The organism is Paenibacillus sp. 79R4 (assembly GCF_013393165.1).
In the GTDB taxonomy this organism is placed as follows: domain Bacteria; phylum Bacillota; class Bacilli; order Paenibacillales; family Paenibacillaceae; genus Fontibacillus.
The window spans coordinates 407,532-419,365 of the sequence record NZ_QJOT01000001.1 but is presented as its reverse complement, the minus strand read 5'-3'; the positions used below and the strand labels follow the sequence as shown (position 1 = coordinate 419,365).

Below are 11,834 nucleotides of genomic sequence, written 5' to 3'. Positions count from 1 at the left end.
CATCCGCTTTCGTCCAATTAAGTAACAACTAACAACAAGGTGATGAATAACATGACAACACAAAAAGGCGTATTCTATCTTCTGCTGGCCGCGGCCCTGCTCTATTCGACTCCCGTGCATGCCGAATCCTCCAACGCGGCCCCAACGGTTGCAACCAGCCCAGGGAACGATCCATCGGCCAGGCCTGCAACCGGTTCGGCTTCCAGTCCAGTATCGGTTTACCTGGACGGGCAACAACTACAGCTCGAGATCGAACCGATCCTGGTCCGCGGAACCGTACTCGTTCCCATGCGCGGACTGTTTGAAGCCCAAGGCGCTAAGCTGGCCTGGGAAGGAAGCAGCAAGACAGTTACCGCCACCAAAGACGAGACCAAGCTGACTTACCGCATCGGAGATTCGGTCGCACAGCTGAACGGACAAGCTATAAATCTGACGGCCCCGGGGCAGATCGAACGCGGATATTCGCTAGTACCTTTGCGCTTTGTTAGCGAAGCGCTCGGCAGCTCGGTGAAATGGGAGGCGGATACCAAAACCGTTATAATCACTTCTGCTCCGCCGATCAATTACGAAACCAGTATCCTGTGGGGCGTCAATCTGCGCACTGCACCAAATGCGAACAGCCAGGCTGCCGGGGACTTGCTGCCCGCCGGGAACAAGGTCCACGTCGTTCGCGAAGCCTCCCCATTCTGGCTTGAGGTACGCACGACCGATAACCGGACCGGGTATATTTCGGCCAAGCCCAAATATACCGACTACTCAAGTCCTGCCCTGCGGGAAGAACAGGCGAACGAGCTGCTCGCCTATGGCATGAAGTATCTGGGCACCCCTTATGAATTTGGCGCCTCGTCAGAGCAGACACAAACATTCGACTGCTCGTCGTTCGTCAAGCATGTTTTTGCTGATATCCTATCGATCGATCTGCCGCGAGTTTCTTATGAACAAGCCAAGGAAGGCAGGGAAGTTGGCCTGAATGAGCTCCGCAAAGGGGATTTGCTGTTCTTCGAATCACGGGGGTTGGACATCGGCCATGTAGCCATCTATGCCGGCGACGGCCAACTGCTCCAGACCTACTCCGTCAAATACGGTGTTCGTTTAGAGGATTTCTCCGATTCCTGGAAGAAGCGGTTTGTTACCGCACGAAGAGTATTTTAGAATAAGATCAAATTTGTATCGGAAGCGTTGCCTTCCTAATAAGAAATCAAGAAAACACCGGAGGCAAAGCCTCCGGTTGTTTTTGCTTTGAGCCCATATGGAAAATACATGTTACACGTTCTATGCCAAATACAACATTGCAAATAGATAAGAAGCGCCGATCCCCTCGCAAGTACAAATAAAAGGATCTCCTAGCTGTTCAACTGCTTCAGCAAATCATGCAGCTGTTCCTCCGTAAACTTGCCGCCGCTGAAGGAGACCAGGCTGCGCAGCGGCATAAACTCCATGAATGCCTTCAACATTTCTGAATGAGACGGATCCATCGCGGACGCAAACGGAAGCATACTCATAAACTTCTTGATGAACACGGCGCCCGGCTCGCTCGTCATCATATCGGCCACCGTGGAGTTGCGATGGAATCTTGAACTGAGCTCCGTTGTCGACTGTACTTCAACCGTCTCCGAGAGCATAATATCGCGAGAGGATTTGCCGACCAGAATTTCAAAGGTACCGGTCTCCACCGCCCAATCCTTGATCTCTATATCATAATAGGCAAAACTGCGGCGATCGAGTTCAAAAGTGACCGTCTTCTTCTCACCAGCTGCCAATTCCATCTTGTCGAAGCCTTTAAGCTCCTTATCCGGTCTGATGACGCTGCTGTCGGGATCGCGAATATAGAGCTGCACAATTTCACTTCCGGCAAGGAAACCGGTATTCTCGATGTCCACCGATACGCGAAGCTGGTCGGAATCCAACAATTTCTTCTTATCCACAGTTAGATTCGAATACTCAAAGCTCGTATAGCTGAGCCCATACCCAAAAGGAAACAACGGTTCCAACTGCTTCTTATCGTAATATCGATAGCCAACAAACAAGCCTTCCCGATACTCCACCCGGTCGCCTTCACCCGGAAAGAATAAATACGACGGGTTATCGCTCAGCTGAACCGGGAAAGTCTCAGCCAGCTTGCCGGAAGGATTGGCTTCCCCGAACAGCAGGTCGGCAATCGCACCGCCAAACGCCTGGCCGCCCAGATAAGCTTCCAGCACTCCTTTGGCTTGATAGAGCCAAGGCATTTCGACAGGGGAACCGTTACTCAGTACCACCACCAGATTTTTCTGTATCCCGGCCACCGCTTCGATCAGCGCTACTTGGTTCGGAGGTATCCGCAGATGTTTGCGATCAAAACCTTCGGACTCGTATCGACTCGGCAATCCGGCAAATACCACCGCTACCGCGGCCTCGGAGGCTGCACTCAGCGCCTCTTGCAGCAGGGAAGAGTTGCTCTCCTCCTCCTTCAAATCGTATCCCTTCGCATAGATAAGTTCCGCAGCCCCGGCCAGCTTGCTCATTTCTTCAATGGGATTATCCAGACGGGTCGGCCTGATTTGCGAACTGCCGCTGCCCTGATAGCGCGGCTCCTCTGCGAAAGCGCCGATTATGGCGATCTTGCCGCTCCGCTTCAGAGGCAAGATGCCGTCTTCGTTCTTCAACAGCACCATGCTTTCCCGTGCGACTTCCCGGGCCAAATGATGATGTTCCTCCGGCTGGAAGGCTGCATCCGGCCTCCTTTGGTCCACAGCCTTGAAAATGATGTTAAGCAGTCGCTCTACGGCATCATCCAGCGTGGCCTCGGGCAATTGTCCGCTTTTCACTGCTTCCACAATTTGCGTCGTCCCCTCGCCGTTGCTGGAGGGCATCTCCAGCTCCAATCCGGCGACCAGGCCCTTAACTCGCTCGTTCACCGCGCCCCAATCCGACACGACAAAACCTTGATGCCCCCACTCGTCTTTTAAAATATCGGTCAGCAATTCCTGATTCTCTGCGGCAAATTCACCGTTCACTTGGTTGTAAGCGCACATGACGGTCCACGGTTGAGCTTGCTTGACCGCCCCTTCAAAGCTGGCCAGGTAAATTTCGCGCAATGTCCGTTCATCTACCACGGAATTGGAAGTCATCCGACGGTGTTCCTGATTGTTAGCAGCAAAATGTTTAAGCGAAGTGCCTACCCCTAGGCTTTGTACGCCCTGAATATGGTGAGCCGCCATTTCCGCGGATAAGTACGGGTCTTCCGAGAAGTATTCAAAATTCCGTCCGCAGAGCGGCGAACGTTTAATATTGACACCAGGCCCCAGCAAAATAGCGACATTCTCCGCCTGGCACTCCCTGCCCAGTGCTTCTCCCATTTTGCCGATTAAATCCCGATTCCAGGAGCTCGCTAACCCCGCCGCTGAAGGGAAACAAGTAGAAGGCACGCTGTCGAACAGGCCAAGGTGGTCGGAAGAGCCCCTTTGTTTACGCAGACCATGCGGACCATCTGTAACCATCACGGATGGAATCCCCAGCCGCTCGATCCCCTGAGTGTGCCATGTATCTTGCCCGGAGCAGAGGCTGGCCTTCTCCTCCAGTGTCATTTGTGCAATCAATGATTTCAGATTACGCTGCTTCCCCATCTTCAGACCCCTTTCTGGTGAATTGAATGCAAAGCTTCAAGCTCTTTCAGCCGCTCTTGATACTGAGCCTGCAGCTGGTGTAAAGCACGATGACTTGTAACTAAACCGCCTTCCCGGTTCCGGATAAGCCATAGCCGGTCAAATTCCGCAATCGTTAGCTCCAGCAGCTTCGCCAGCGCCCTCAGGTGCTCGATTTCGGCCTTTGAATCTGGAAGGTCAATTCGGTGTGTATAACGGTGAAGCCCTATCCCTTGTTCGATGATTCGCAATGTATTCATCCATTCATCAAGCACGAGATTCGCCTCGGTCATCCGGAGCCGGAGTCTTGCCAGCTGCTTCTTCCTTTGAACAAGCCATTCCAGCATTTCATGATGCCGATAATCCAGCCTAAATTCGCCGCCAGGTCCGCCCAGATCCGCGAAAATACGAATGAAGCTGTTCAGCTCTGCCGCAAATTGCTCCGGCGTTTTAAGGCCACGAAGCAGCAAATGCATTGTATAAGTGGAATTATCAACTGTACTGTTCTCCAAATGATAATATCGGCCCAGTTCAAGCATCAGATGCCCGGCTTCGCCGCTTTCGTCCCTAAATACCGCTTCCGTCAAGTAATCTTCAATCAGCCCGGTCTGATTCAAATGATGCTGCGCATGCCAGCTGACACCGGCCGCATAGGTAATACCCGGGTAGCTGATCGCAGGAACCTGCCAATGCCCGTTATCTCCCCAGTCCGCTACAATCAGGCCGCCGGCCCCATATGTAAGGCCCTGGATTGCCGCATCAGAGATGTTATCCAGCATATTGTCGGTTCTTCCGGAAATGGAGGACCAGGAGCTCGTTCCCGGGCACACATAGAACGGAATCTGCCGCTCCGCCAACACACGGCAATGACCCTCAAAGGAAACGCTGCTCTCATAATTCCAGTCGAGAATTGTCACATCCTCTGGAATCTGCTCCATGACCTCGGGATGTGAAGCAAGCACGTCGCCCCACATTAACACCTTCTTGCCATGGCTGCGGACAAGATCAAACACCTGCTCCGCATACTCCATATAAAGCCGTCCTGCGCCGATTTCATCGCACCGCTCCTTGCTCTGCCCGGCGCCCAAGCCGTAAGGCTCATCCATGTTGATATTGACATAAGAAGATGAAAATTGCGGCAGCAGGGCATCAAATAAATTTCGAACCAATGCGATCGAACGCGAATCAACCGGGTTCAGCGTGGTCGGCGGAAACGTAATCCCCTGGGGCAACGGCAAGCCATCCGGATGCTCGGCAAGCTCGCGGAATTCCGGCTTGTTCAGCCATTCTCCCATATGTCCCAGGCAGTTCTGGTTTGGCACCAGATCGATAAACCGCTCGACAGCATAAGCATCCAGCTCGCGGAGTTCCTCTGCCGTGATTGGCGTGCTCCCTGGGAAGGCGTCCTTGTATGCCTCCATCTCAAAGCAGTAACCCTCCATATACAGCTGCAAATGATTCAGCTTCAATCTCGCCAGCTGGTCAACCAACTTATAAAGTTCGCCAAGCTTCGGAATTTTGTTCCGTCCGATATCCAGCATAAAACCGCGCACCGGAAAGTCGGGTTCATCCTCGATCCGGAAACATCTCCAGTTCTTACCTTCGCGGGAAACCAACTGCTCCACGGTAACTAGCGCATAAAACAACCCCGCATCGCCGCCATACTCCACCAGAAGGCCTGCCTCATCCCATTGCAGCACATATCCCTGCGGATGAAGCTCCTCTCTGCTGCGCACCCGGATCAAGGTCATCGCCTGCCCGTCAGCAGCAGGATCGTCCCCGGAGCCAGCGAACGCTTCCTGCAAGCGGGAGGCAAGCTTCACGCGTTCAGCCGCCTCGTCGGCTTCGCCCTGCGTATCCAGAACGATGCTGGAGGTCCACTTCTTCTCCCCTTCCAGCCATTGCAGCCCTCTCGGCTGCGGATACAATCGCAAAGACTGCTCTTGTGTCATAAGCCAGCTTCCCCTCCACGTTCACTTACTTGTGTGTCCGATTTATCGGCCACGAGCAATTCAAACTCGGCAGCCTCCAATACGTCCCGGCTGCTGGACCCGATATAAGCCTTGAATAGACCCGGTTCAGCCATATATCCAGCTTCCGGCGTCCAATAAGTTAACGCCTCCGCCGTAATCCGGAAGCTAACTTCCCGGCTCTCTCCCGGCGCCAGGACCACTTTGCTAAAGCCTTTCAACTCCTTGACCGGGCGGACAATGCTGCCGCAGCAATCCTGAATGTACAGCTGAATGATCTCTTCCCCAGCCGTGGCCCCCGTATTCGTCACCTTCACCGAGGCCAGAATCGTCTCATCTTCCTTCATATGATTGCGGTCCAGCTTCATATCCGAATAAGCAAAGGTCGTATAGCTTAGACCAAACCCAAAAGGATATAACGGCTCGTTCGGGCCGTCCAAATATTTGGAGATGTATTTCTGATTATAGTTGGCTTCCGTCAACGGGCGTCCGGTATTAAAGTGGTTATAATACACCGGAACCTGGCCGATCCGCGCCGGGAAGCTCATAGTCAGTTTACCGGAGGGGTTGCAATCCCCCGTCAAAACAGCGGCAATCGCATGGCCAGCCTGAGAACCGAGGTACCAGGTTTCCACGATGGCGTCGACATGCTGCTCGAACCAGCTCAGCACGAGCGGTCGGCCATTGGTCAGGACCAGGACAACCGGCTTGCCTGTCGCCACAACCGCTTCAGCCAACCGCTGCTGCGGCTCCGGCAAGACGATATCCATACGAGAAGCCGCCTCGCCGGACATTTCACTGCTTTCGCCCAACGCCAGAATAACCACATCGGCTTCACGGGCCTGTAATACGGCGGCTTCAATCCCTCCCTCTAGCGGCTCGTTTACTCCACTGCCTTGGGCGAACAGGAGACGTTCCTCCGAAATTCCTTTCCCGGCCATTCCCTCATACAAGGAGACGGTTTCATGGCCATACCGGGAGAACTGCCATGGTCCGAGCAAATCCTTGCTGCCCGCAAACGGCCCGATCAACGCAATCTTGCCGGCATGCTTGGCAAGCGGCAGCACGCCTTTATTTTTTAGCAATACAATTGATTTACGCGCCAGCTCCAGACTGGCCTGCAGATGCCCTTCGTTGAAGTGGTACTCCATTTCTTTCTCCGGGCGAATGTAGCGGAACGGATCATCCATCAGGCCTGTCTTGTATTTCAAATACAAAATGCGGCGGACAGCATCGTCGATTTGCTGCTCGGAGAGCTTTCCTTCACGAACCAGTTGGGGCAAGCGATCGTAGGAGCGCGTCACCATCTCGATATCCATCGTCGCTTGCACCGCTTTATACGCAGCTTCCTGCTCATCCTTCGCATGCCCGTGCACCCGGATTTCGTCCACTGAGCCGTAATCGGAGATCAGAACGCCGTCAAAGCCAAGTTCCTCCCGCAGAAGTTCCTTTAGCAGGAAGCGATTGGCGGCGACAGGAACGCCCTGGTAAATGTTAAACGCGTTCATCACCGAGCTTGCTCCCGCCTCCAAAGCAGCTTGAAACGGCGGCAAGTACACATTGCGCAACGTCGACTCCGAAATATCCACGCTATTGTAATCCCGTCCGGCTTCAGCTGCGCCGTATGCAATAAAGTGTTTAAGGCAGGCAATCAGCGTTTCTTCGCTAAACAGAGTGTCGCCCTGATACCCTTCCACCTGGGCTTTGGCAATCAAGCAGCCCAGATAAGGATCTTCTCCCGCCCCTTCGGAAACCCGGCCCCAGCGGGCATCACGCGCGATATCAATCATAGGGCTATGATTGTATACCGTACCTGAAGCGCTCGCTTCCCTGGCTGCAATAGCACAGGCTTGTTTAATCGCCTCCATATCCCAACTGCAGGACCAAGCCAGCGGAATAGGAAACGCTGTCTGCGAGCCATGGATGATATCCGCATGGAAGAGCAGCGGAATCTTGTGCGGCGATTGCTCGACGGCTATTCTTTGCAGCTCGAATACCCTGGTAATATCGAAAGCGCCCAGTACCGACCCTGCCCTGCCTTCAGCGACCAGCTTCTCCGGCGGATCCGATACGATATCGCTGCCAAAGGAGAAGTTCGAAGCTTGGCATTGACACATTTGGCCAACCTTATCTTCAAGCGACATCGCCCCCAGCAGTTGGTCGATCGCTTCATGGATTTCCCTGTCGCTTCGCTCCTCAACATGGCTCTTTCGGTAGGGTGCCACTTCATTAATTAAATTTAGGGCCATATAAGGGCCCCTTCCCCGCGATCCCTGGAGGGGAATTGTCCCAAAAGAAGGAATATGAACCCGACCCGTGAAGGAATCCTCTTGAAAATCCAGCTCAACCACCAGCTCGTCGTCCGGATTCCAGAACACTTTGCCGGTTCCTCGAATATGGTTGCCCCGCGCGGTCACGCTAGTAAAATTAAGCGGTGCCGGTAATGGCTCCATTACTGCATCCAGCGTAAACGAACCCTTTTTCTCGATTTTAAATTGCAGCTTCATGCGCGGTTGATCCACTAAAGCATGCCAAAGCCCTATCATGCCGTCACACTCCTCTAAATTGCCTAGTAGAAACGTATTTCTTTGGAATTAGCCTTTTACAGCCCCGATGGTCATCCCTTTGACAAAATACTTCTGGAAGAACGGATAAGCGATCAAAATCGGAATGACGCCGATCACCGCTACCGCCATCCGAAAGGTTTCCGTCGGCAGCTGCTCCAGTGCTGCACCCGTATTCATTTGACTGTTGCGGGTCAGATACTGGATATCGTTCATGATCCGATTGAGCAAATTTTGCAAACTGAACAGCTTCGGGTCAGTTACGAAAATGAGCCCGTTATTCCAATCATTCCAATAGGCGAGTCCCTGGAACATCCCAACCGTGGCCAGAATAGGCAGCGACAGCGGCAGGATGATCTTATAGTACATTTTGAATTCCCCGGCACCGTCCATGCTGGCCGATTCGATAATCGCTGCCGGGATCGTTGTGGTGAAGAAGGTCCGCATCAGCATCACGTTGAACCCGTTCATCAGGAGCCAAGGAATTAACAAAGCGAACAGCGTATTTTTAATTTCAAAGATTTGCGTATATACCAAATAAGTCGGTACCAATCCGCCGTTGAACAGCAGGGTAAAGAACACGAAGAACGCTATTGCCGTTCCGCCTGGCAGGTCCTTTCGGGATAACGGATATGCAAGCAGTGAGGTGATCAGCAAGCTGGCCGTTGTCCCGACGACTGTAATCAAAATCGTAATGCCATAGGCATGGAAAATCTGCGCCGACTCTCGCCATAAATACTCATAAGCGCTCAAGCTGAACTTTGATGGAAAAAAAGAATAGCCTTCTACGGCAATGGTGTGGTCATCCGTCACCGAAGCAATAAACAGCAGGACAAACGGAAGAATGCACGCCAGCGAAAATAACGTCAAAACTGTATGACCGGCCCATTGCAAGCCTCTGGATTCATTTTTCATAGTAATCACTCACTCCTTAGAACAACGCATTGTCTTTATCGATTTTGCGGACGATGTAGTTAGAGCCCAGCACCAGCACAAAACCTACTAAAGACTGATAGAAGCCGGCTGCCGAAGACATGCCGATGTCACCCAGCTGCATGAGCCCGCGGAAGACATACGTATCAATGACATTGGTCGTTGAATACAATGCGCCGGAGTTCATCGGTACTTGATAGAACAAACCGAAGTCGGAATAGAAGATCCGGCCAATCCCGAGCAATGTCAGAATCATGATGACCGGCATAATCATCGGAAGCGTAATCTTGCGGATTTGCACCCATTTGGAGGCCCCGTCCAGCTTGGCCGCTTCATAATACTCCGGATCGATGCCGATAATGGCAGCCAGGTACACGATGCAGGAGTAACCGGCCCCTTTCCAAACATGAACGAAGGTCAAAATAAACGGCCAATACTTCGGCTCGGAGTACCATGAAATCGGATCCAGGCCCAGCGCCGGCAGAATTGTATTATTCATCATCCCCGTATTTACGCTGAACATGGCATACACCAGATAGCTGACAATGATGATGGAGATCAGGTAGGGTAGAATAATTACACTTTGATAGAAACGCGCAAAAAACTTATTCCGGATCTCATTCAGTAAAATAGCTATGCCGATCGATACAATCAGACCGAGAATGATAAACACCGTGTTGTACAGAAGCGTGTTTCTGGTAATCATCCAGGCATCCGATGTTTTAAACAGATATTCGAAGTTTCGGAAACCGATCCAATCGCTGTTCCAAATCCCCTTCCGGTAGTCAACATCCTTAAAAGCAATACTCAGCCCGAACAGCGGCAGATAATTGTTGATGATCAGGTAGACTAACCCCGGCAACATCATGATGTACAGCGGAGTATACTTAAGAATGCCTCTCCGCCCCTTACGGTGTGTTTGTTTGGTTATGGCCACCGCACTTCCCCCTTCTAAGGCTATATGCCGAATATATCGTTAATTCTACGGAATCCAACTTTCGGCAACTACCGCTCAAGCGACTTCCTGCTTGATCTTTCCCGACATGATCCGCAGCGACAAAAAAGGGCTATCTTGGAAGTGATAATCACTTTAAGATAGCCCTCTCCATAGAGGTCATTTATCGTGCGATCAGTTGACGCCGTTGGCTTGCGCCCACTCGTCCAATTGCTTTTGTTTCTCTGCAATAATCTTGTCGATCCCGGCCGATTTCAGCTTGGAAATGAACTCCGGCAAAATCTTGGCAGGATCCACGCTGCCCGTCTCCAACGGAATTTTATATTGCGTAATTACGTTCGTCACCGCTGCATACTCCGTCTTCACCGGCGTGGCATCAAACAGGAAGCCCAGTGCCTTGGAACGGCCAGCGCCATCGTTGAACGCCTTCATCTTGGTCCAGACTTCCGGGTCATTCCCTTGTTGAACATAGGACAGGAATTGATTACCGAACATCCAACCCATTGGCATGCTGTAACCAAGGTCGGCTTTGTCCACGCCCTCCGGATAAGCGATGACGTTATCCATGCCATCCACCTTCACATAGTGCGTGCCTTCGATCCCCCAATCATAAAGGTTGACAACATCCTTATCGGAGTACATCAAATTCAGGAAATCCATCGCTTTATCCGGGATCGTGGAATTAACCGGAATGGCCCACATCGAACCGGTGACGGAGCTGGTAGTTGCTACAGCGGGATAGATTTCGGCCGGCTCCATTTCCTGGCCAACCAGCGCCGTCTCCGTTACCTTCGAAACCGGATTCAGCTTGGCCGAATAAGCAAACGCCTTATTCGCTTTGATCAAATCAACCCGGGAGGTCTGGCTTGTGGCGACATCCTTGGGAATCAAACCGTCCATAAACCAGCCGCGAATTTTGTTCAGGAAGTCCGCATATTTTTGAGATTCGTAGTAGTTCACAACCTTCAGACCATTATCATAGTTCGGGAGTACCCCGATCGAGTCGCTCAAAGCATCGAAATTGTTCAGATCATCCAGAAAGGTACGGCCGTTCGCACCCGGTACCAGCGGGTACATTTCAGGCCCTTCACCTTCTTTTACCGTACGGAGCACTTGCTCAAGGTCGTCCAGCGATTTAATGCCATTCACATCGATCCGGTACTTGTCGACGAGCGCTTTATTCATATTTACACCGGTCGAAGAGGCAAAATCGCGCACTGTCGGAACGGCATACGTCTTGCCTCCGATCTTCGTGGCACCCAGATAACTTTGATCGATGGCCGCAGTGATTCCCTGCCCGTGATCCGCAAAAAGATCATCCATCGCTTGCAGTTGGCCTTTGGCCACAAGATTCGTGTAGTTGCTGCCGGAGATCCAGATTAAGTCCATTTTTTCATTGCCGGCATACATCAGATTTGTCTGCTGTTCCCAGTCCCCAAAGGAGATATGCAGGAACTTTACCTTCGCGTGAATCTTCTCCATGGCTATTGTATTAATCGCATCTTCCACCATTTGCAAATCCTTTGAAATCGTTCCTGCCACAGGAAGAACAACCGTCAATTCCTCAAGTTTAGCACTTTTGTCAGCGCCTTCATTTCCGCCGTTGCTGCTGTTCGAGCGGTTCGAAGGGCCGCCGCAAGCCGACAGTACTACCATACAGACCAGAAGTAGCGAGATAATCTTTAGAAATGACCTTTTCATCTGTAACCCCCACTTATCAGTTATTTTGAAGCTCGATCTTTATTGTACGAGGCTCCGGAAGTTACTTCTGCTCAAATGACGACTTTCC

Annotated in this window: 7 protein-coding genes; 1 reads left to right on the top strand and 6 read right to left on the bottom strand. The window is 52.0% G+C overall.

Annotated features, from left to right (window positions below; genetic code table 11):
- Positions 1 to 51 precede the first annotated feature (51 nt).
- Positions 52 to 1,152, top strand: a complete 1,101-nt coding sequence (locus DMN77_RS01685) for a C40 family peptidase (protein WP_179013236.1) — start codon at positions 52 to 54, stop codon at positions 1,150 to 1,152.
- Positions 1,153 to 1,343: 191 nt separating this feature from the next.
- Here the strand turns inward: DMN77_RS01685 and DMN77_RS01680 are convergent, their stop codons facing one another.
- The 6 genes from DMN77_RS01680 to DMN77_RS01655 form a co-directional block, all read right to left on the bottom strand.
- Positions 1,344 to 3,605: a beta-glucosidase gene (locus DMN77_RS01680; protein ID WP_179013235.1), complete on the bottom strand. Its 2,262-nt coding sequence runs from the start codon at positions 3,603 to 3,605 to the stop codon at positions 1,344 to 1,346.
- Between the two features lie 2 nt (positions 3,606 to 3,607).
- Positions 3,608 to 5,575 (bottom strand): beta-N-acetylhexosaminidase, encoded by a 1,968-nt coding sequence (locus DMN77_RS01675; protein ID WP_179013233.1) that lies wholly within the window; start codon positions 5,573 to 5,575, stop codon positions 3,608 to 3,610.
- Positions 5,572 to 8,139, bottom strand: a complete 2,568-nt coding sequence (locus DMN77_RS01670) for a glycoside hydrolase family 3 N-terminal domain-containing protein (RefSeq protein WP_179013232.1) — start codon at positions 8,137 to 8,139, stop codon at positions 5,572 to 5,574. The genes DMN77_RS01675 and DMN77_RS01670 overlap by 4 nt, the downstream gene beginning before the upstream one ends.
- Positions 8,140 to 8,187: 48 nt before the next feature.
- The gene (locus DMN77_RS01665; protein ID WP_068779434.1) at positions 8,188 to 9,072 is read right to left on the bottom strand and encodes a carbohydrate ABC transporter permease; all 885 of its coding nucleotides are present in this window, start codon (positions 9,070 to 9,072) and stop codon (positions 8,188 to 8,190) included.
- A gap of 16 nt (positions 9,073 to 9,088) precedes the next feature.
- A complete protein-coding gene (locus tag DMN77_RS01660) occupies positions 9,089 to 10,021 on the bottom strand; it encodes an ABC transporter permease (RefSeq protein ID WP_372775204.1) in 933 nt (310 codons plus the stop codon).
- Positions 10,022 to 10,219: 198 nt separating this feature from the next.
- The gene (locus DMN77_RS01655) at positions 10,220 to 11,746 is read right to left on the bottom strand and encodes an ABC transporter substrate-binding protein (RefSeq protein ID WP_179013230.1); all 1,527 of its coding nucleotides are present in this window, start codon (positions 11,744 to 11,746) and stop codon (positions 10,220 to 10,222) included.
- Positions 11,747 to 11,834: the final 88 nt, after the last annotated feature.

What these genes read in the sequence shown, in the direction of transcription:
- DMN77_RS01685 (WP_179013236.1), top strand. Translation starts at nt 52, where the DNA reads ATGACAACACAAAAAGGCGTATTCTATCTTCTGCTGGCCGCGGCCCTG.
- DMN77_RS01680 (WP_179013235.1), bottom strand. Translation starts at nt 3,605, where the DNA reads ATGGGGAAGCAGCGTAATCTGAAATCATTGATTGCACAAATGACACTG.
- DMN77_RS01675 (WP_179013233.1), bottom strand. Translation starts at nt 5,575, where the DNA reads ATGACACAAGAGCAGTCTTTGCGATTGTATCCGCAGCCGAGAGGGCTG.
- DMN77_RS01670 (WP_179013232.1), bottom strand. Translation starts at nt 8,139, where the DNA reads ATGATAGGGCTTTGGCATGCTTTAGTGGATCAACCGCGCATGAAGCTG.
- DMN77_RS01665 (WP_068779434.1), bottom strand. Translation starts at nt 9,072, where the DNA reads ATGAAAAATGAATCCAGAGGCTTGCAATGGGCCGGTCATACAGTTTTG.
- DMN77_RS01655 (WP_179013230.1), bottom strand. Translation starts at nt 11,746, where the DNA reads ATGAAAAGGTCATTTCTAAAGATTATCTCGCTACTTCTGGTCTGTATG.